Annotated in this window: 20 protein-coding genes; 14 read left to right on the plus strand and 6 right to left on the minus strand. The window is 67.4% G+C overall.

Annotated features, from left to right (window positions below; translation table 11 throughout):
• The 3 genes from GBZ48_RS18560 to GBZ48_RS18570 form a co-directional block, all read left to right on the plus strand.
• Positions 1-196: TOBE domain-containing protein (locus tag GBZ48_RS18560; protein ID WP_174472349.1), on the plus strand; the 196-nt coding region annotated here is incomplete at its 5' end.
• 254 nt (positions 197-450) lie between these two features.
• The gene (locus GBZ48_RS18565; protein ID WP_174472350.1) at positions 451-1,404 is read left to right on the plus strand and encodes a GlxA family transcriptional regulator; all 954 of its coding nucleotides are present in this window, start codon (positions 451-453) and stop codon (positions 1,402-1,404) included.
• A gap of 174 nt (positions 1,405-1,578) precedes the next feature.
• Positions 1,579-2,337: an SDR family oxidoreductase gene (locus GBZ48_RS18570; protein ID WP_174472351.1), complete on the plus strand. Its 759-nt coding sequence runs from the start codon at positions 1,579-1,581 to the stop codon at positions 2,335-2,337.
• Positions 2,338-2,522: 185 nt separating this feature from the next.
• Here GBZ48_RS18570 and GBZ48_RS18575 read toward each other — a convergent pair whose 3' ends face one another.
• Positions 2,523-3,551 carry an alpha/beta fold hydrolase gene (locus GBZ48_RS18575; protein ID WP_425486001.1) on the minus strand — a complete coding sequence of 343 codons (1,029 nt, stop codon included), beginning with the start codon at positions 3,549-3,551 and terminating at the stop codon, positions 2,523-2,525.
• 415 nt (positions 3,552-3,966) lie between these two features.
• Between GBZ48_RS18575 and GBZ48_RS18580 the strand changes: the two genes are divergently transcribed.
• The 3 genes from GBZ48_RS18580 (at position 3,967) to GBZ48_RS18590 (ending at position 6,040) form a co-directional block, all read left to right on the plus strand.
• Positions 3,967-4,611 (plus strand): MarR family winged helix-turn-helix transcriptional regulator, encoded by a 645-nt coding sequence (locus tag GBZ48_RS18580; RefSeq protein ID WP_174472352.1) that lies wholly within the window; start codon positions 3,967-3,969, stop codon positions 4,609-4,611.
• 42 nt (positions 4,612-4,653) lie between these two features.
• Complete coding sequence (locus GBZ48_RS18585) at positions 4,654-5,394, plus strand: hypothetical protein (protein ID WP_209798390.1); 741 nt, start codon at positions 4,654-4,656, stop codon at positions 5,392-5,394.
• Between the two features lie 100 nt (positions 5,395-5,494).
• Positions 5,495-6,040 (plus strand): carboxymuconolactone decarboxylase family protein, encoded by a 546-nt coding sequence (locus GBZ48_RS18590; protein ID WP_174472353.1) that lies wholly within the window; start codon positions 5,495-5,497, stop codon positions 6,038-6,040.
• A gap of 43 nt (positions 6,041-6,083) precedes the next feature.
• Here the strand turns inward: GBZ48_RS18590 and GBZ48_RS18595 are convergent, their stop codons facing one another.
• The 3 genes from GBZ48_RS18595 to GBZ48_RS18605 form a co-directional block, all read right to left on the minus strand.
• A complete protein-coding gene (locus tag GBZ48_RS18595) occupies positions 6,084-7,400 on the minus strand; it encodes an aspartate aminotransferase family protein (RefSeq protein WP_174472354.1) in 1,317 nt (438 codons plus the stop codon).
• A 6-nt stretch (positions 7,401-7,406) separates the two neighbouring features.
• On the minus strand, positions 7,407-8,444 hold the full coding sequence (locus GBZ48_RS18600; protein WP_174472355.1) for a phosphotransferase: 1,038 nt from the start codon (positions 8,442-8,444) through the stop codon (positions 7,407-7,409).
• 86 nt (positions 8,445-8,530) lie between these two features.
• Positions 8,531-9,238, minus strand: a complete 708-nt coding sequence (locus tag GBZ48_RS18605; RefSeq protein ID WP_174472356.1) for a GntR family transcriptional regulator — start codon at positions 9,236-9,238, stop codon at positions 8,531-8,533.
• Positions 9,239-9,380: 142 nt separating this feature from the next.
• Here GBZ48_RS18605 and GBZ48_RS18610 point away from each other — a divergent pair, with 142 nt between their 5' ends.
• Positions 9,381-10,322 carry a 3-hydroxyacyl-CoA dehydrogenase NAD-binding domain-containing protein gene (locus GBZ48_RS18610; RefSeq protein WP_174472357.1) on the plus strand — a complete coding sequence of 314 codons (942 nt, stop codon included), beginning with the start codon at positions 9,381-9,383 and terminating at the stop codon, positions 10,320-10,322.
• Entirely contained in the window at positions 10,319-11,032 is a 714-nt protein-coding gene (locus GBZ48_RS18615; protein WP_174472358.1) for an aspartate/glutamate racemase family protein, read from the plus strand. The genes GBZ48_RS18610 and GBZ48_RS18615 overlap by 4 nt, the downstream gene beginning before the upstream one ends.
• 11 nt (positions 11,033-11,043) lie before the next feature.
• Here the strand turns inward: GBZ48_RS18615 and GBZ48_RS18620 are convergent, their stop codons facing one another.
• Both GBZ48_RS18620 and GBZ48_RS18625 read right to left on the minus strand, forming a co-directional pair.
• Positions 11,044-11,757 carry a GntR family transcriptional regulator gene (locus GBZ48_RS18620; protein ID WP_174472359.1) on the minus strand — a complete coding sequence of 238 codons (714 nt, stop codon included), beginning with the start codon at positions 11,755-11,757 and terminating at the stop codon, positions 11,044-11,046.
• Between the two features lie 29 nt (positions 11,758-11,786).
• On the minus strand, positions 11,787-12,686 hold the full coding sequence (locus tag GBZ48_RS18625; protein WP_343049588.1) for a dihydrodipicolinate synthase family protein: 900 nt from the start codon (positions 12,684-12,686) through the stop codon (positions 11,787-11,789).
• A 227-nt stretch (positions 12,687-12,913) separates the two neighbouring features.
• Here GBZ48_RS18625 and GBZ48_RS18630 point away from each other — a divergent pair, with 227 nt between their 5' ends.
• From GBZ48_RS18630 to GBZ48_RS18655, 6 genes are all read left to right on the plus strand, one after another.
• Positions 12,914-14,266: an ABC transporter substrate-binding protein gene (locus tag GBZ48_RS18630; RefSeq protein WP_174472361.1), complete on the plus strand. Its 1,353-nt coding sequence runs from the start codon at positions 12,914-12,916 to the stop codon at positions 14,264-14,266.
• Positions 14,263-15,195, plus strand: a complete 933-nt coding sequence (locus GBZ48_RS18635) for a carbohydrate ABC transporter permease (RefSeq protein WP_343049589.1) — start codon at positions 14,263-14,265, stop codon at positions 15,193-15,195. Before GBZ48_RS18630 ends, GBZ48_RS18635 begins: the two co-directional genes overlap by 4 nt.
• Positions 15,192-16,022 carry a carbohydrate ABC transporter permease gene (locus GBZ48_RS18640; RefSeq protein ID WP_174472362.1) on the plus strand — a complete coding sequence of 277 codons (831 nt, stop codon included), beginning with the start codon at positions 15,192-15,194 and terminating at the stop codon, positions 16,020-16,022. Before GBZ48_RS18635 ends, GBZ48_RS18640 begins: the two co-directional genes overlap by 4 nt.
• A gap of 205 nt (positions 16,023-16,227) precedes the next feature.
• Positions 16,228-17,310: an ABC transporter ATP-binding protein gene (locus GBZ48_RS18645; protein ID WP_174472363.1), complete on the plus strand. Its 1,083-nt coding sequence runs from the start codon at positions 16,228-16,230 to the stop codon at positions 17,308-17,310.
• Positions 17,311-17,321: 11 nt separating this feature from the next.
• The gene (locus GBZ48_RS18650; protein ID WP_246307287.1) at positions 17,322-18,323 is read left to right on the plus strand and encodes an aldo/keto reductase; all 1,002 of its coding nucleotides are present in this window, start codon (positions 17,322-17,324) and stop codon (positions 18,321-18,323) included.
• Between the two features lie 19 nt (positions 18,324-18,342).
• On the plus strand, positions 18,343-18,798 hold the full coding sequence (locus GBZ48_RS18655) for an RbsD/FucU family protein (protein WP_174472365.1): 456 nt from the start codon (positions 18,343-18,345) through the stop codon (positions 18,796-18,798).
• Positions 18,799-18,817 lie beyond the last annotated feature (19 nt).

The raw sequence follows: 18,817 nt of genomic DNA on the forward strand, positions 1-18,817 counted from the left end.
GCGGGGCCTGTTCGGCCATGTCTGCGAGCTGATCTATCTGGGCGATCACATCCGCGTGCATCTGGCGGACGGTCCGGCCGCCGGGCTGGTCGTGAAAATTCCCAACAATGCCGACCACCAACATGTCCGTCCGGGCGGCCGCTATGGGGTGGAGTGGGGACCGGCCGACGCCATCGCCCTGCCGGTCGGTCACTGACCGGACCGACGACGTCCAGTCACCGGTATGCCGCCGCGCCGGTGCAAATCGATCCCTTCTTCTGCCGGCCGGCGCCGAGCCGCCATAGCCCCTGGGCGCATCGGGGCTTAGAGTGCGATGCGGCCAACATGATGTCTGGAATCGTCGGATCTTTGACATTCCAGACAAGCCGGCCGCCGCATAGTCTGGTTCCAGCCGCGGGCCATCGGGCCCGCCGGCTGCGGAACAAGACCAAGGTCGGGCCGGAGAAGAACATGCTCACCATCGGGTTCGTGGTGTTCGACGATTTCCAGGTGATGGGGATGGCCGCGCTGTCGGCGTTCGAGATGGCGAATCTTGTGCTCGGCCGCCCTGCCTACCGGGTCCATGTCCTGTCGGAGCAGGGTGGACCGGTGCGCAACTCGCTGGGCTTCGCAATCGACACCGCCCCGTTCGGCGAGGATTTCTTCGACACGACCGTCACCATCAGGTCGCTGCGGGTCAAGCCGAGCACGCCGGGGCTGCTGGGCTATCTGCGCGATGCCGCCGTTGCCTCGCGCCGGGTCGCCGGCATTTGCACCGGCGCCTATGTGCTGGCGGAGGCCGGGCTGCTCGACGGCCGCCGTGCCACCACCCATTGGAGCCATGCCCGCAACCTCCAGCGGCTCTATCCGGCTGTGAAGGTGGAGGAGGACCGCATCTTCAGCGTCGACGGCAATGTCTGGACTTCGGCCGGGATGACCGCCGGCATCGACCTCGCCATGGCGCTTGTCGAGGATGATTTCGGTGCGGAGGTCGCCAAGGCGGTGGCGCGCAAGCTGGTGGTCTATCTGCGCCGGCCGGGCGGTCAGTCGCAATTCTCCGCCCTCCTGGATCTGGAACCGCGCTCCGACCGCGTCCGGCGGGCGCTGGTCCATGCCAAGGAGAATCTGACGAACGAGTTGTCGGTGGAGGAACTGGCGGAGGCGGCCAATCTCAGCCCGCGCCAGTTCAGCCGGCTGTTCCGCCAAGAAACCGGCCAGACCCCGGCCAAGGCCGTCGAGCATCTCCGGCTGGAGGCGGCGCGCGTGATGATGGAGGAAGGGCGCCATCCGATGGATGTCATTGCCCGCGAGACCGGCTTCGCCGACCGCGAGCGCATGCGCCGCGCCTTCCTGCGGGCCTACGGCCAGCCGCCGCAAATGGTCCGCCGCGCCGTCGAAACCGGCCGAGCCTCGGCGCTGGAGTAGTTGGTGGCGGTGGTTCGCGCCTTTGCCGGGGCCATCGATACCTAGATACGGCTCCACCGACACTGCGGGCTCCTTAGTCTTCCACACCATCCAGCACAGGGTTTCTCCGGGGAATACTTCCGTTCCCCGAATGCCTTCACTTGCAAAACTTCAGACAAGGACGGACATCAGGTCATGCAGCTCACCGGAAACACCATCTTCATCACGGGTTCGACCTCCGGCATCGGCCGCGGTCTGGCCGAGGCGTTCCACAAGCTGGGCAATCAGGTCATCATCGCCGGTCGGCGCAAGGCCCTGCTGGACGAGGTGACCGCCGCAAATCCCGGCATGACGGGCATCGAACTGGACATCGCCGACCCGATCAGCATCCGGGCCGCTGCCGAGCGGCTGGTTGCCGAGAATCCGACGCTGAACGTCCTGATCAACAACGCCGGCATCATGCCGTTCGACGACGCTTCCGGCGCCATCGACGATGCGCAGGCGCAAGCGATCATCGCCACCAACCTGCTTGGACCCATCCGCATGACCTCGGCGCTGATCGAGCATCTGAAGGCGCAGCCGCGGTCGGTGATCGTCAACAACACCTCGGTGCTCGCCTACACGCCGCTGGCCACCACCGCGGTCTATTCCGCCACCAAGGCGGCGCTGCACAGCTACACGCTGTCCCAGCGCTTCATGCTGCGCGACACCAGCGTCACCGTGCAGGAGATCGCGCCGCCCTGGGTCAACACCGACCTGATCAAGAAGGGCGACGATCCGCGCGCCATGCCGCTGGACGCCTTCATCGAACAGACGATGGCGGCACTGGGCACCGACGCCGAGGAGGCCATCGTCGAAAGCGCCCGTCCGATGCGCGACAATGCCGGCCCGAACGAGCATGCGCTGGTCATGGGATTCAACAGCTACATCGCCGAGAATCCCATTCCGGTTTGATTGGCCCTGTCCGATCTGGCACGAAGCAGACCAGGCCGCCGGGCTTTCGTCCGGCGGCCTGGTCCGTTGTGGCGATTGTTGCGGATACGAGGCGATGCAGGGATCGGCGATGAACTGCGCCAGTCATACCTGCCTGCGGGTTGCCCCCGTAGCGCCGTCCCGGCCCTGCGGGGGCGTGGGCGGGATCAGGCTTTGAAGAAGGCCAGCAGGTCGGCGTTGATCGTTTCGGCATGGGTGGTCGCCATGCCGTGCGGGAAGCCCTTGTAGACCTTCAGGGTGCCCTTCGGCAGCAGCTTGGACGACAGCAGCGCGGAATCGGCGATCGGCACGATCTGGTCGTCGTCGCCGTGCATCACCAGGACCGGAATGTCGATCTTTTTCAGATCCTCGGTGAAGTCGGTCTCGGAGAAGGCCTTGATGCAGTCGTAATGGGCCTTGGTCCCGCCCATCATGCCCTGCCTCCACCAGTTGTCGATGACGCCCTGCGAGACCTTGGCGCCGTCCCGGTTGAAGCCGTAGAAGGGGCCGGAGGGGATGTCGCGGAAGAACTGGGCGCGGTTGGCGGCGAGTGCTGCGCGGAAGCCGTCGAACACCTCCAGCGGCAGGCCGCCGGGATTGGCCTCCGTCTTGACCATGATCGGGGGAACGGCGCCCAGCAGCGCCGCCTTGCCGGCGCGCGAGGTGCCGTGACGGCCCAGATAGCGCGCGACCTCGCCGCCGCCGGTCGAATGGCCGACATGGAAGACGTTCTTCAGCCCCAGCCCGGCAACCACCGCCAGCACGTCGTCGGCGTAGGTGTTCATCTCGTTGCCGTTCGCCGTCTGGGTCGAGCGGCCATGGCCGCGCCGGTCGTGGGCGACGACACGGTAGCCGTGGTTCAGGAAGAACAGCATCTGGGCGTCCCAGTCGTCGGCGCTGAGCGGCCAGCCATGGTGGAACATGACGGTCTGGGCGTCGCGCGGTCCCCAATCCTTGTAATAGATCGAGGCGCCGTCCTTGGCGGTGACGAACCCGTCTTCGGTCTTGCCGTTGGTCATCGTCCGTTTCCCTTCGCTCTTGTGGGCCGCAGCGTCTCCGGCATGGCGACGTTCGGCCGCGGTGGCATCGGCGGCCCCGATCACGGTTGCGCCGGCGACCGCAGCGCCGGCAGCGGCCGCGCCGACGATCAGGCTGCGTCGGGTGGCGCCCGGCGCCAGGGCTTCTTCGGATGGCATCGTGATGCTCCCTGTCAGTGCGTTGGTGATTGGCCGGCCTGGACCCGGTCGCTTGGCGCCGCGGAATGCCGATGCCTGCATTGAGCACCGGAAATAGGCATTTTTCAAAGCTATCCCTAGGTATTAAAAAACCATGCCAGGAAATATTCACAAATCGACAAGGGTTGATCGGAATTGTTCATGTCTTCACTTGCGAAAATGCTGCAAATCTGGACATGCCCCTCCTCTGTCCGATAGTCCGAATGTGTAGACCCACTTCGCTCGTGACGTCTGATTTTGGGCGCGCCCGGCGAACCGGAGTTCCCGGCGGGGCAGGCTCCATCCGGCACCCGTCGATCCGGATCCTGTCCACGAAATGGCACGGTCGGAAATCGACCGATTGACAAATTTAAATAGGAGTCCTAAGTTAAATCCCATGGACCACGCATCGCACCCCGACCCTGTTCCGCACCGCCTTCGGGAAGGCTTCGAGCGCATCGCGCTGGTGCTGCGCGCCGATCTCTGGTCGGCTGCCGGCACGGCCGGGCTCAACCCCACCCAGGCGCAGGTGCTGGCCCTGCTGGCGGCCCGGCCCGCCGGCCTTCGCCCCAAGGAGGTCGCCGCGCATCTGGCGGTTTCCGCCGCCAGCATGGCCGACACGCTGGCGGCGCTGGAGCGCAAGTCGCTGTTGCGGCGCGCGCCCGATCCCAGCGATGCGCGGGCGCAGATCGCCCGCCTGACGGACGAGGGGCTGGAACTGGGCCGCGGCCTCGCCTCCTCCGCCTCCCAGATCGCGGCGGCGCTCGTGCAGCTGACCGCCGCCGAGCAGGCCGGGCTGCTGCGGGCGCAGATCAAGATCATCCGGTCGCTGCAACAGGCAGGGGCCATTCCGGTCCAGCGCCTGTGCGTCAGTTGCCGCCATTTCCGGCCGAACGCCCATCCGGGCGAGGCCGCCCCCCATCACTGCGCTTTTGTGAACGCCGCCATCGGCGACCGGGATCTCCGGCTCGATTGCGGTGAGCATGAAGAGGCTGATCCTGCCGTCCAGGCTGCCACCTGGATGGCCTTTGCCGAAGGATAGCCACCCCCTCCAAGCAAGCCTTCAGAAAGGGAAAACATCATCATGACCTTCAGAACTCCACGGGGCATCGGCCTCGTGGCAACGGCGCTCTGTTGCCTCACGACCGGCCTTGTTTCCGGGCTCTCGGCGGCCGCCGCGCATGGGATCGAGACCGCCCCCGAACAGGCGGTCATGGCCTCGTTCGACATCGTCGAGACGCGCATCGTCACCGATCACGGCCATGCCGTCTTCAGCACCCGCGTCCGCGCCGATGCCGGCAAGGCGACGCCGTCCGCCACCGGCAAATTCGAAGGCTCGGAGGTCTACGCCTATGTCTGGCCGACCTCCCTCAACTCCGCCGATGTCGGCTTCGAGAAGGATCAGGGCATCGTCGCGCTCGCGGTGACCTTCCACCCCGATTTTGACGATGCCGCCTATGGTGGGAAGAACCGCGACCGCTGGCACTCCCACTGGGTCGTCCTCAACGAGGACAAGGCCTGTCCCGGCGGACTGAAGGTCAAGGACATTCCGGAGGGCACGAAGCCTAGGCTGCCGGAAACCTGGCCCGGCGCGCCGATCCTGATCGACAGCCCGGACTACCGAACCGATCTCAAGGCCGATCTGGTCGAGGTCCACATCCCGCTCGAAAAGATCGGAGCGATCGCCACCGCATCCTTCGACGGTGTGACCGCCGGGCTGCGGGTCAATGCCAACCTGCATGCGCCGCTGCTGTGCGTCACCAACATCCACAAGGTCGCCTCCGGCACCCTGTCGCTGCCGGGCAAGGTCGTTCCGGCCAAGTAACGTTGGCGAATTAGCGTGCAAAAGTGAAAGCGGCCCGGCGACTGCCATCGCCGGACCGCCCGAATACCCTCCTCCAAGCATCAGAGAAGGATAAAACATCATGGCACACGTCAATCTTGTCGATCCAGCCTCGTCTGCCGCGACGGTCAAGCCGACGCTCGACCGGATCAAGGGCGCCTTCGGCGTCGTCCCCAACATGTTCAAGGCCGTTGCGAATTCGCCGGCGGCACTCGCCAGCATGTGGGGATCGTTCGGCGCGCTCGGCCAGGGCAAGCTCGGCGCGAAGCTGGGCGAGCAGATCGCGGTGGCGGTCGCCGACCGCAACGACTGCACCTATTGTCTCGCCGCCCACACTCTGCTCGGCCAGAAGGCGGGGGCGAGCGGAGCGGAAATGGCCGAGGCGCAGCACGGCCGCTCGGCCGATCCCCGGACGGCGGCAGCGCTCGCCTTCGCGGTGAAGCTGGTCGAGAATCGTGCGGCGGTCGATGCCGCCGATGTCGCCGCCCTGCGCGACGCCGGATTCGACGATGAGGCCATCGTCGAAATCCTGGCGCATGTCGCCCTGAACCTCTTTACGAACTACGTGAACGTCGCCCTCGATGTGCCGGTCGACTTTCCCGGGGTGAAGCTCTCCCGCCACAGCTGACGGATGGGGTGCGGCCGGAACGGTGGCGTTCCGGCCGCGTCCGTCACAGCGCCGCCAGCACCTCGTCGAGCGTGCTCAGGAACAGGGTGGCGTCGTCGGCCGAGAAGACCAGCGGCGGGCGGATCTTCAGGATGTGCCCTTCCTGGCCGGTGGCGCTGATCAGCACCCGGCGCCGCCGCATGTCGTTGACCACGCGGGCGGTTTCCTCCGGCGCCGGGGTCTTCGCCTTGCGGTCGCGCACCATTTCGACGCCGATGAACAGGCCGCTGCCGCGCACGTCGCCGATCAGGTCATGCTTGGCGGCGAGCGCGCGGATGCCGTCGATCATCTGCGTGCCGACGGTCAGGGCGTTTTCCTGCAGGCGTTCCGTCTTGATGACGCGCAGCACGGCATGCGCCACGGCGCAGGACACCGGGTTGCCGCCGAAGGTGTTGAAATAGCGCTGGCTGCGGCCGAACGCCTCGATCACCTCCGGACGGAAGATGGCACCGGCCACCGGGTGGCCGTTGCCCATCGGCTTGCCGACCGTCACGACGTCGGGCACCAGCCCATGGCGCGCGAAGCCCCACATGTGGGTGCCGAGCCGGCCGAAGCCGGGCTGTACCTCGTCGGCGATGAAGATGCCGCCGGCCTTGCGCATGACCTCGACCGCCGGGGCCAGGAAGCCGGCCGGATCGGTGAAGACGCCGCTGCTGGAGAAGATGGTGTCGACCAGCAGCGCCGCCGGGGCGATGCCCTTCTCGCGCAGGTCGGCGATGGCCTCCTCGACGGACCGGGCGAAGGCGGCGCCGACCTCCGAAGCCGGAATGCGGTAGCTGTCGGGCGACGGCACCACCCGGACATGGTCCCCCAGCTTCACCGCGGCGCCCAGCGAGGGCGACATCTCCGCCAGCGCCGAGGTGACGCCGTGATAGGCGTTGTGGGCGATGACGACGCCCGTGCCGCCGGTGTGGACGCGGGCGACGCGCAGCGCCAGATCGTTCGCCTCGCTGCCGGTGCAGGTCAGCATCAGGTGCGACAGTTCAGACGGGAATTCCGCCAGGAAGGCTTCGGCGAAATCGAGGATGCCGTCGGTCAGGTAGCGCGTGTGGGTGTTCAGCACCGCCGCCTGCTTTGCCATCGCCTCCACCACCTCGGGCCGCGAATGGCCGACCGAGGCGACATTGTTGTAGGCGTCGAGATAGCGGTTGCCGTCGGCGTCATAGAGGGAGGAGCCCTCGCCGCGCACGACATGGATCGGATCGGCGTAGAACAGCCGGTAGGCCGGGCCGAGCAGCCTTTCGCGGCGGGCGATCAGGGCGCGCTCGCGCTCCGGCAGGGAACCGGCGGCATCGGGGGCATAGGCGTTGATCATGGTCATGGCGGGTCACACTTCCTGGCAGGCAAGGTGGAGCAGAGTGCGTGCGGTGGCGGCCTCGTCGCCGGTCAGCTTTTCCAGCCCGGCGAAGGCACGTTCGGCATTCCGCAGGATGTAGGCGGCGTTTTCGGGATATTCGGCCGCCCGCCAGCCGGTGATGGAGATGGTCAGGGCAAGGCGGGCCGCAATCAGGTCGGGCAGCAACTCCGTCTCATCCGCCGTCAGCGGCAGCACGGCGTTGTAGGCGCGGGTCATCTCGACGATGGAGCCGAAGGGTGTCTCGCCGCTGGTGACGTGGTAGGCGAGCGCCGTCGCCAGATCGTTGATCAGCGGGGCCTTCAGCGCGTCGCCGAAATCGATGATGCCGGTGACCGCCTGGTGCCCGGCCGGATCGACCACCGCATTGTGCGGGTTGAGGTCGTTGTGGATCACCTGATGGCGCAGGGCGGGCAGACGCGGGGCGACCCGGTCGGTGAAACGGGCGATGAAGCGCTCCACCATCCGGCGGCGCGGACCTTCGGCCAGATAATGCAGCTTGTCGGCGACGCTGGCGGTGCGCGTGATGTCCCACAGCAGGTCGCGCTGCGAGCCCGGATGCTCGTAGTCGGCCAGCGCGAGGTCGAGCCGGGCCAGCGTGGCCCCCAGTGCCCGCATCAGTCCCGGTGAGGCCGGTGCCGCATGGAGCGGCGTGCCGTCGAGATAGGTCAGCAGCCGCAGGATCATCGGATGGCCGTCGATCAGAATCGTCGTCTGCGCCTCGCCATCCCGGGTCGGCACGACGCGCGGCACCGGCAGGGTCGGGTCGCGGGAGGCCACATGCTGCATGGCGCCGGTCTGGAAGGCGGTGACCGGTTGCGGTTCGGCCGGGTTGGTGAACTTCAGCACATAGCCGTGCCCGTCGGGCGTGGTGATGTGGAAGTTGCGGTCGCGTTCGCTGCTCAGTTCACGGACGCCGCCGGTCAGCCCGAAATGCCGCAGCATCATGGCGCCGGCCTCGTCACCGGAGATCGGCGGCGCGACGGTGGTCAGTACATCACCCTGTGTCATGGCCGCACTCTCCTCGTCATTCGAAACGTCAATATTTGATGCATCATCGTCATGCAGGGGCCGGCTTCGGGCGCCGGTGAAAGGGGTCAGGAAACCAGGATTCCGGTTTGGGCTTGCGGTTGGGCGTCCCGGCGTTCGGCATCGATCCTCTCCAGGATCGGACCGCTCGCCAGTTGGATGTCGTCCTGGATGGCGCGGGCGGCGGCCGGGCCGTCATGACGGCGGATGGCGTCCATCAGCGGATAGTGATGGTCGATCATCGTGCGGCCGGCTCCGCCATAGACGTCGGCGATCAACGGCCCCATCTGGAGCCAGAGCCGCCGCAGAATGTCGCCCAGCACCGGCATGTCCGCGATTTCGGCCAGCTTGAAGTGGAAGATCTGGTTGAGTTCGGTCGCCAGCGCGGTGTTGCCGGCGGCCATCGCGTCCTCATTTTGCGTCAGCAGGGCTTCCAGCTGCTCGATCTGGGCGGGTGTGGCCCGCTCGGCGGCACGGGCGGCGGCCAACCCCTCCAGATTGACGCGGATGTCCCGGATTTCCAGATAGGCGGCGCGGGTCAGCATCGGGACGCGGATGTCGCGCGGCGAGCGCAGCACCAGAGCTTGGTCCTGCACCAGACGCAGGATGGCGTCGCGCACCGGGGTGACACTGGTCCCCAGCCGTTCGGCTAGATCGCGGATCTTCAGCCGGTCATTCGGCTTGAACACGCCCCGCATCAGCGCCTCGCACAATTTCTGGTAAATTGTGCTGCCGAGATTGTCGTGTTCAAGAAGGCTGAGGTCGAACCCGCTCATCGTCTGCCCGTCACCCGGCCATCTTGCCTTGCTGTATGATGCATCATATTGACCCGGTCGCGGAGGGAGGTCAAGCTGTCCCTGCCGTGCACCCCCGTGCCCGGACTTCTTTTCGACCCCTTTGTGCAGGAGTGCTCCCGCAATGCCGCCACCTCCGCCGTCCACCACACCCGTTGCCGTGCTTGGCTGCGGGTTGATCGGCGAAAGCTGGTCGGCCCTGTTCCTTGCCCACGGGCTGGACGTGGTTGCCTGGGACCCCGACGGCGCCGTGCTGGCCGCCTTGCCGCAGCGCGTGGAGCGGCTGCTCGATCAGTTGCAGGCGCTCGGGACCGCCGCCCGGCCCGGCCGCCTGTCCGTCGCGCCATCGGTAGCGGCGGCCGTTGAGGATGCCGGCTGGATTCAGGAGAACGCGCCGGAGAAGACCGCGGTCAAGCACAGCCTCTATGCGGAAGTAGAGGCGGCAGCAAGGCCGGATGCGGTGATCGCCAGCAGCACCTCCTCGCTGACCTGGAGCGATCTGGCGGCGGGCGTGGTGCGGCGCGAGCGCCTCATCACCGCCCACCCCTTCAATCCGCCGCACCTGATGCCGCTGGTCGAACTGTTCGCCGCCGACGCGCAGGTTCTGGCGCGGGCAGAGGCCTTCTATCGCGGTCTCGGCCGCGAGACGGTGGCGCTGAAGAAGGATGCGGTTGGCCACATCGCCAACCGGCTAGCGTCCGCCCTGTGGCGCGAGGCGGTCAACATCGTGGCGGAGGGCATTGCCGATGTCGCCGACGTCGATGCGGCGCTGGTGCATGGTCCGGGACTGCGCTGGTCGGTGATCGGCGCCCACATGGCCTATCATCTGGGCGGCGGCCCCGGCGGCATCGCTCATTACCTCGACCATCTCGGAGCGAGCCAGGAACGGCGCTGGGCGACGCTCGGCAGCCCAAGCCTGACGCCGGAGGTTCGCCAACTGCTGGTCGATGGAATTGCAGAGGAAGCCGCTGGCCGTTCGATATCCACGCTGGAGGCCGAACGCGACCGCGGGTTGATGCTGGCCTTGGCCGCCCGACAGACTGCAAAGCAGGGAGAGGATGCATGACCGCCGAAACGGGTGCCGCCTTGCCGGGGCCGCGCATCGCGCTCATTCATGCGCTGGAGGAATCGGTGGCGCCGGCACGAGCCGCCTTCCGGGCGCATTGGCCGGAAGCGCGGATTTTCGACCTGCTCGACACCTCGCTGGCCGTCGATCTGGCGGAGGCAGGCCGGCTCGACGAGGCGATGATGGGGCGGTTCCGGACGTTGGCCGACTATGCCGCCGGCACAGCGGGTGCCAGCGGGCGCACGGCGGGCATCCTGTTCACCTGTTCCGCTTTCGCCCCGGCCATCGACGCGGTCAAGCGGCACCTGCCGATCCCGGTGCTGCGGCCCAACGAATCCGCCTTCGAGGCGGCGATGGCGGTCGGCGACCGGATCGGCATCGTCGTCAGCTTCGGCCCGTCAGCCTTGTCCCTGCGCACCGAGCTGCTGGCGATGGCCGCCGCCGCCGGCCGCCGGATCGAGGTCACCGTCGCGGTCGCCGACGGCGCGCTGGCCGCGCTCAAGAGCGGTGACGGAGAGGGGCACGACGAGCGCGTCGCAGGGACCGCGGAGCAGCTGCGCGGCTGCGATGTCGTCATTCTCGGCCAGTTCTCGATGGCACGGGCGCAGCCGAGGCTTCAGCCCCTGCTGTCCGTCCCGGTGCTGACCACACCCGCGGCGGCGGTGGAGGCATTGCGCCGCCTGACGCAGCCGGCGGGCGGCGTCCCGTAACCGGTATGGCCTCAGCGCAGACCGATGGCGCGGTCGCGGGCGCTGAGGATGTGCGTGCCGATGGCGTCCTGGGCCCGCTCCGGGTCGCGGGCCTGGATGGCGTGGATGACGGCCAGATGCTCGCGCATCGTCGGCACCAGCACGGTGGTGTTCAGTTTGGTCTTCGACTGCTTGATCAGCCGGATCTTGATCTGGTTGACCCGGTAGGCGTCGGAGATGATGGCGTTGCCCAGCGCGTCGATGATCGTCAGGTGCAGCGCCCAGTCTATGTCCTGCGCCTCCTGCAACAGGGCGGGCCGGATGCCGCCGCCACCCGTGTCGGCCTCCGCTTCGGCGCAGGCGGCGATGATACGCTCGTGATCGTCGAGCAGAGCGCGGACCGTCGCCTCCGGCGCCTCCTGGGCGAAGACCGCCACCGCTTCGCGTTCCAGGAACAGGCGGAACTGGAAGGCGTCGCGGATCAGGTTGAGGTCGACATGGGCGACCTGCATCCCCCGCTGCGGCACGGTCTTCACCAGCCCTTCGGCCTCCAGCCGGGGGATCAGTTCGCGGATCGCCCCCAGCGGCAGTTCGGTCAGCTCGACCAGCTCGCGCTGCGAGATGAACTGCCCGGGGCGGATCTCGTCCGCCAGCAGCCGCTGCGTGAAGCTCTCATAAGCCCGGCTGCGCAGGTTGACCGAGTCCCGGTCGCGTTTGGCCCGGTCGCTGTTGGCGGAGGTCGTCATCCGTGTGCTGTCCCGTCAGGAGGGCCCCATCAGGCGGCCCTATCCGCGAACACCCGGTCGAAGAGATGGCCGAGCGTCGCGGTGTCCGCCACCGACATAGGCAGCAAAGGCGCCCTTACCGTCAACCATGCGCTGTCGCCGGTGGCGTGCGACACCAGCGCCTTGACCGCCGGGGTGACCGGGTAGCGCAGCACGGCGTCCACCAGCTCGACCAGGGCCGCATCGTCGCGGCCCTGATGGACCACCGTCCGCAGCCGTCCCGGCACCAGATTGGCCATGCCGGAAATGGCGCCCTGGCCGCCGTCGCGCACCGCCTGGGCCAGCACCCGCTCGTCGCCGATCAGCACGGCGAGATTGTCGCGGTGGGCGGCGAGAAGCTGCTGGCTGTACCCCCAGTCGCCGGCCGAATCCTTCACCCCGGCGATTGCCTGCGGGAAGGCGGCCTTCAGCCGGCCGATCAGGTCTATCGATAGCGGAACCGCGGTGACCGACGGGATATGGTACAGGATGATGTCGCGCGCCCGGTCGCCCAGCTTGGCGATGAAGCTGGAGAACCACGCGAACAGCCCGTCGTCCGACACGCCCTTGAAGTAGAAGGGCGGGGCGACCAGCAGCGCCCGCGCGTCCGCATCGAGCAGTTGGTTGGCCTGGGCCAGCGCGTCGTGCAGCGACGCGGCGATGACGCCGCCGACCACATGGCTGCGGAAATCGATGCCGGCGCCCTTCAGCGCGCCGATCATCTGCTCGCGCGCCACATGGCCGAGCAGCGGACCCTCTCCCGTGGTGCCGAAGAGCGTGACCGAGTCGCAGCCGCTGGCGAGGCACCAGGCAACATGCCGGGTCAGGCGGGCCAGATCCACGCTGCCGTCCTCATGGTAGGGCGTGGTCAGCGCGCAGGACAGGCCGAAGCGGCCAGTGGATTGATTCACTTTGCATTTCTCCCAGGGGCGGCTGGACGGCCGGCCGAACGGCCACCGCGTTACGACTAACATGTTACTAGGATGTTTTTCGTTTGCAAGGGGGCTGCGCTGGATTTATACGTTGACCAAGCAATCAAATCGGTGGCGGCGCGGATCCGTGTCGCTCACAGTGTTCGCCGGTCAGGACAAGGCCGGGCATCGAAGGCCCGGGCGATAACGGGGAGGAGTGCATGTCGATGTCGAACGGAATGTCTTTGTCGCGCCGCCGGCTTCTGGCGTCGGGCGCCGCGGCCGGTGCGCTGGGCTTCAGCGGTGCTCTCGGTCTTCCGGGGCTTCCCGCCTTCGCCCAGACCAATGGGGTCAACTGGCGCAAATATGCCGGCACCAAGATCGAGGTGAACCTGATCAAGAGCCCGCGCGGCGACACCCTGACCAAACACCAGAAGGAATTCGAGGAGCTGACCGGCATCACCGTGGTGTCGGAACAGACGCCGGAGCAGCAGCAGCGCCAGAAGGCGGTGATCGAGCTGACCTCCGGCCGGCCGAGCTTCGACGTCGTCCACATCAGCTATCACGTCCAGAAGCGCCAGTTCGAGAAGGGCAAGTGGCTGGCCGACCTGACGCCCTTCATCAAGGACCCGGCGCTGACCGATGCCGGCTTCCTCGACGATTTCTCGGAAGCCGGGGTGACCTTCGCCCGCAATCCCGACGGCGGGATCGGCGCCTTGCCCTTCTCGGTCGATTACTGGATCGTCTATTGGAACAAGGATCTCTTCGCGAAGAAGAACCTGTCCTTCCCCAAGACCTTCGACGAGATGGTGGCCGCCGCCGCCGCGCTGACCGACCCGTCGAGCCAGACCTACGGCTTCGTCGCCCGCGGCATGAAGAACGCCAACACCCCGGTGTGGACCAGCCTGCTGCTCGGCTACGACCAGTACAGCGTCGACGCCAACCGCAACCTGCTGACCGACACACCCGAAGCGGTGGAGGCAGCGAAGCTCTATCAGACGCTGATGACCAAGTCGGCGCCGCCGGGCGTCACCGGCTTCAACTGGGCGGAATGCCAGTCGGCCTTCCTGCAGGGCCGCGTCGGCATGTGGTTCGACGGCGTCGGCTTCGCCCCGCCGCTGGAGGACCCGGAGAAGTCGCGCGTCGTCGGCAAGGTCGGCTACGGCCTGATGCCCAAGGGACCGAAGGCGCATGCCGCGGCCACCACCGGCGACGGCATCGGCGTCACCGCCGCGTCGAAGAACAAGGAGGCCGCCTATCTCTATTGCCAGTGGGCGACCGGCAAGCTGATGGGCGCCCGCCTGTTGCAGGCCGGGGCCGGCGTGCCGTTCCGCACCTCCGTCCTGGCGGACGCCGAGGTGCGCAAGGGCGTCAAGATGCCGGCGGCCTGGGTCGACGCCGTGGTCGAATCGGCCAAGATCAGCCGCCTCACCCTGCCGGTCATCATCCCGGTCACCGAGTTCCGCGACGTGCTGGGGGGAGCGCTGACCAACATGATCTCCGGCAGCGATCCGGCGGCCGAGTTGAAGCGCGCCACCGCCGACTTCAAGCCGATCCTCGAACGCAGCGAGAAGACGTGAGCATTCTGACCTCGTCTGACCGCGTGGTCGGCGCCGCTTCCGTCGGCAGGACGAAGCGGCTCCGGCCCTCCTACTGGCCCTTCGTGGTGCCGGCGCTGATCGTCGTCATCGGGGTCATCGTCTTTCCCTGGGTCTTCACCCTGTGGATGAGCGCCATGGAATGGCGCATCGGCGAGGAACAGCGTTTCGTCGGTTTGCAGAATTATGCCCGGCTGTTCACCGATGTGCGCTTCCTGGAGGCGATGCTCCACACGCTGGTCTACACCGCGCTGTCGGTCCTGGCCCCGCTGGTGCTCGGCACCGCGGCGGCGCTGGCCTTCAACACCAAGCTGCCGGCGAGAGGCCTGCTGCGCGGCATCTTTGTCATGCCGATGATGGCGACCCCGGTCGCCATCGCGCTGGTGTGGACGATGATGTTCCACCCGCAGCTGGGCGTGCTGAACTACCTGCTGTCGCTGGTCGGAATCGGACCGCTGCAATGGGTCTACCACCCCAGCACGGTGATCCTGTCGCTGGTGCTGGTGGAGACCTGGCAGTGGACGCCGCTGGTGATGCTGATCGTGCTGGGCGGTCTGGCGGCGCTGCCGACCGAGCCGTACGAGAGCGCGCAGATCGACGGCGCCACCGCTTGGCAGCGCTTCCGCTACCTGACCCTGCCGATGATCAAGCCCTTCCTGATGGTGGCGGTCATCATCCGCAGCATCGACGCGCTGAAGAGCTTCGACATCCTCTACACCATCACCCAGGGCGGACCGGGCACGGCGTCGGAGACGATCAACCTCTATCTCTACAGCGTCGCCTTCACCTACTACGACATCGGCTACGGCTCGGCCATCGCGGTGGTGTTCTTCGTGCTGATCATCATGCTGTCGCTGATCCTGCTGTACCTGCGCCAGCGCAGCGCCTGGAATACGGGAGACGGGCAATGAGCCGGCCGCTGAGGAAGCTTCTGGACAAGGCCGGCATGGCCGTCTGCGTCCTGCTGCTGGTGTCGCCGGCGCTGCTGTTCTTCATCTGGATGCTGTCGCTGTCGCTGAAGTTCGAGATCGACAACGGTGCCTATCCGCCGATCCTGATCCCGGACCGCTTCGCCTGGAAGAACTACACGACGATCTTCGAGGGCAACAGCTTCCTGCTCTATTTCTGGAACAGCCTGATCGTCACCGGCGCCGCCACCCTGTTCGCGCTGGTGGTCGGCGTGCCGGCCGGCTACGGCATCGCCCGGATGAAGGCGCACAAGTCGGCGGTGGTCATCATGATCGCCCGCATGACGCCGGGCCTGTCCTTCCTGATCCCGCTGTTCCTGCTGTTCCAGTGGCTGGGGCTGCTCGGCACGCTGTGGCCGCAGATCATCATCCATCTGGTCGTCACCGTGCCCATCGTGATCTGGATCATGATCGGTTATTTCGAGACGACGCCGATGGAGCTGGAGGAGGCGGCGATGGTCGACGGCGCCACACGCTGGCAGATCTTCGCCAAGGTGGCGCTGCCGATCGCCAAGCCCGGCATCGTCGTCGCCTTCATCCTGTCAGTGATCTTCTCCTGGAACAACTTCGTCTTCGGCATCGTGCTGGCCAGCCGCGAGACGCGGACCCTGCCGGTCGCCGTCTACAACATGCTGTCCTTCGAGCAGGTGAGCTGGGGACCGCTGGCCGCCGCAGCCCTGGTGGTGACGCTGCCCGTGCTGATCCTGACCGTGGCCGCCCAGCGCCAGATCGTGGCGGGCCTGACCGCCGGCGCCGTCAAGGGCGGCTGATCCATTCATCCGGGTGATCGCACATGCGGAGCAGGACCCAATCCGATGAAACCCGTCATCCCCGCGAAGGCGGGGATCCAGGCTGCCGGTCCAAGCACTTGGGATGGCTGGATTCCCGCCTTCGCGGGAATGACGGTCGATAGGCTAACAGTCAGGTTGCCGGTGAGCCCGGCACCCGCCCTGACATCATAAAGAGAGACGACCCATGGCCTCCGTCAGCATCCGGAACGTCCGCAAATCCTACGGCACGGTCGAGATCATCAAGGGCGTGTCCATCGACATCCAGGACGGCGAGTTCGTCATCCTGGTCGGCCCGTCGGGCTGCGGCAAATCCACCCTGCTGCGCATGATCGCCGGGCTGGAGGAGATCAGCGGCGGCACCGTCGCCATCGACGACCGCGTCGTCAACGACGTGCCTCCGAAGGATCGCGACATCGCGATGGTGTTCCAGAACTATGCGCTCTACCCGCACATGACCATCGCCGACAACATGAGCTTCGCGCTGCGGCTGAAGAACACCGCCAAGAGCGAGATCACCGCCAAGGTGGAGCGGGCGGCCGGCATCCTCGGCCTCGGGCCGCTGCTCGGCCGTTTCCCGCGCCAGCTCTCCGGCGGCCAGCGCCAGCGCGTGGCGATGGGCCGCGCCATCGTCCGCGACCCCAAGGTCTTCCTGTTCGACGAGCCGCTGTCCAACCTCGACGCCAAGCTGCGCGTGCAGATGCGCACCGAGATCAAGGAGATGCACCAGCGGCTGAAGACCACGACCGTCTATGTCACCCATGACCAGATCGAAGCCATGACCATGGCCGACAAGATCGTGGTGATGCATGACGGCATCATCGAGCAGATCGGCGCACCGCTCGACCTCTACGACAATCCGGCCAACATGTTCGTCGCCGGTTTCATCGGCTCGCCGGCGATGAACTTCATTCCCGGCAGCATCGGCGGCGACGGCTTCACCACCGAGGGCGGCGACCGCCTGCCGCTGGGCGGGCGCGTGCCGGCGGCCTCCGACGGGCGCCCGGCGGTGTATGGCGTGCGGCCGGAGCATTTCCGCCTCGCCGACGACGGGATGGCCGCCGAGGTGGTGGTGGTCGAGCCGACCGGGTCGGAAACCCAGATGGTGCTGCGCCCGCTGGGAGCGAAGGCCGGGCGGGAAGACCGCAAGCGCGAACTGACCTGGGTTTTGCGCGAGCGGACCGGCGCCAAGCCCGGCGAGGTGGTGCGGATCGCCCCCGATCCGGCGCTGGCCCACCTGTTCAATCCTGACACCGGGCTGCGCCTGTGATGACGCTGCCAATGAGAAGCTTGGGCCGCACCGGCATCGCCGTCTCGGAGATCGGCTTCGGCGCCGCGCCGCTGGGCGACCTCTACGGCCGTCTCGACGAGGCCACCGCCATCGGTGCCGCGGTCGCCGCGCTGTCGGCGGGCGTGACGCTGCTCGACACCTCGCCGCTCTACGGCCATGGGCTGGCGGAGGCGCGCTGCGGTGCCGCCCTGCGTCAGGCCGGGCGCGACGGCGTCGTGCTGTGCACCAAGGTCGGGCGCTGGATGGACCCGCGGCAGGGCAGGGGGGACGGGTCGGGCTATGTCGGCGGTTTCCCGCACCGGGCGGTGATCGACTATTCCCATGACGGGACGCTGCGGTCGGTGGAGCAGTCGCTGCTGCGGCTCGGCACCGACCGCATCGACGTGCTTCTGATCCATGACGTCGATGTTTGGACCCATGGTGCCGACCGCATCGAGGCCCGCTTCGCCGAGGCGATGGACGGCGCCTATCGCGCGCTCGACCGGCTGCGGGCCGACGGCACGGTCAAGGCCATCGGCGTCGGCGTCAACGAGGCGGAGATGTGCGTCCGCTTTGCCAAGGCCGGCGACTTCGACGCCATGCTGCTGGCCGGGCGCTATTCCCTGCTGGAACAGCCGGCGCTGGACGAGTTCCTGCCGCTGGCCCAGGCCAAGGGCATCGGCGTGATGCTGGGCGGAGTCTTCAATTCAGGTATTCTCGCCAGCGGTGCCGTTCCCGGCGCCAAGTACAATTACGTTCCGGCCCCGGCCCACATCCTGGAGCGGGTGGGGCGGATCGAGGCGGTCTGCCGGGCCCATGGCGTGCCGCTCGCCACCGCGGCTCTGCGCTTCGCGCTCGGCCATCCGGCGGTGTCGTCGGTGGTGCTGGGGGCGGTGACGGCCGGGGAGGTGCACCGCAACCTCGCCGCCATGGCGGCAGCGGTGCCGGGCGCGCTGTGGTCCGACCTGAAGGGCGAAGGGTTGCTGGCGGCGGACGTGCCGGTGCCGGCCTGAACCGATAAGGATAAGAGTCATGCTGAAAGGACTCGACCCGCTTCTGTCCCCCGACCTGCTGTGGGTGCTGGCCGCCATGGGCCATGGCGACGATCTGGCGCTGGTCGATGCCAACCATCCGGCGGAGACCATCGCCCGCGCCACCATTTCCGGCCGGCTGATCGTGCTGCCGGGGGTGAGGATGGCACGCGCCGCCCGCGGCATCCTCAGCGTCTTCCCGCTCGACGGCTTCGTGCCCGACCCGGTGCGCCGGATGGAGGTGGTGGGCGATCCCGCAGCGCTTCCCGCCGTCCAGGGCGAGGTGCAGGCGGAGATCGACCGTGCCGAGGGCCGTCCGCAGCTCTTGCAGGGGATTGAGCGTTTCGCCTTCTACGACGCCGCCCGCCGCGCCTTCGCCGTTGTGCAGGTCGGCGATCCGCGGCCCTATGGCTGTTTCCTGTTGCGCAAGGGCGTCATTGCCGGCGACGTGCCGTAACCCGACCCAATTTCAAGAT

It is taken from the genome of Azospirillum melinis, from assembly GCF_013340935.1.
GTDB lineage: Bacteria > Pseudomonadota > Alphaproteobacteria > Azospirillales > Azospirillaceae > Azospirillum > Azospirillum melinis.

Bases quoted from the DNA above. Each gene is read 5' to 3' on its own strand.
- GBZ48_RS18580 (WP_174472352.1), top strand. From the start codon at position 3,967: ATGGACCACGCATCGCACCCCGACCCTGTTCCGCACCGCCTTCGGGAA.
- GBZ48_RS18645 (WP_174472363.1), top strand. From the start codon at position 16,228: ATGGCCTCCGTCAGCATCCGGAACGTCCGCAAATCCTACGGCACGGTC.
- GBZ48_RS18600 (WP_174472355.1), bottom strand. From the start codon at position 8,444: ATGACACAGGGTGATGTACTGACCACCGTCGCGCCGCCGATCTCCGGT.
- GBZ48_RS18590 (WP_174472353.1), top strand. From the start codon at position 5,495: ATGGCACACGTCAATCTTGTCGATCCAGCCTCGTCTGCCGCGACGGTC.
- GBZ48_RS18640 (WP_174472362.1), top strand. From the start codon at position 15,192: ATGAGCCGGCCGCTGAGGAAGCTTCTGGACAAGGCCGGCATGGCCGTC.
- GBZ48_RS18620 (WP_174472359.1), bottom strand. From the start codon at position 11,757: ATGACGACCTCCGCCAACAGCGACCGGGCCAAACGCGACCGGGACTCG.
- GBZ48_RS18585 (WP_209798390.1), top strand. From the start codon at position 4,654: ATGACCTTCAGAACTCCACGGGGCATCGGCCTCGTGGCAACGGCGCTC.
- GBZ48_RS18575 (WP_425486001.1), bottom strand. From the start codon at position 3,551: ATGCCATCCGAAGAAGCCCTGGCGCCGGGCGCCACCCGACGCAGCCTG.
- GBZ48_RS18630 (WP_174472361.1), top strand. From the start codon at position 12,914: ATGTCGAACGGAATGTCTTTGTCGCGCCGCCGGCTTCTGGCGTCGGGC.
- GBZ48_RS18655 (WP_174472365.1), top strand. From the start codon at position 18,343: ATGCTGAAAGGACTCGACCCGCTTCTGTCCCCCGACCTGCTGTGGGTG.
- GBZ48_RS18615 (WP_174472358.1), top strand. From the start codon at position 10,319: ATGACCGCCGAAACGGGTGCCGCCTTGCCGGGGCCGCGCATCGCGCTC.
- GBZ48_RS18650 (WP_246307287.1), top strand. From the start codon at position 17,322: ATGAGAAGCTTGGGCCGCACCGGCATCGCCGTCTCGGAGATCGGCTTC.
- GBZ48_RS18595 (WP_174472354.1), bottom strand. From the start codon at position 7,400: ATGACCATGATCAACGCCTATGCCCCCGATGCCGCCGGTTCCCTGCCG.
- GBZ48_RS18565 (WP_174472350.1), top strand. From the start codon at position 451: ATGCTCACCATCGGGTTCGTGGTGTTCGACGATTTCCAGGTGATGGGG.
- GBZ48_RS18605 (WP_174472356.1), bottom strand. From the start codon at position 9,238: ATGAGCGGGTTCGACCTCAGCCTTCTTGAACACGACAATCTCGGCAGC.
- GBZ48_RS18610 (WP_174472357.1), top strand. From the start codon at position 9,381: ATGCCGCCACCTCCGCCGTCCACCACACCCGTTGCCGTGCTTGGCTGC.
- GBZ48_RS18570 (WP_174472351.1), top strand. From the start codon at position 1,579: ATGCAGCTCACCGGAAACACCATCTTCATCACGGGTTCGACCTCCGGC.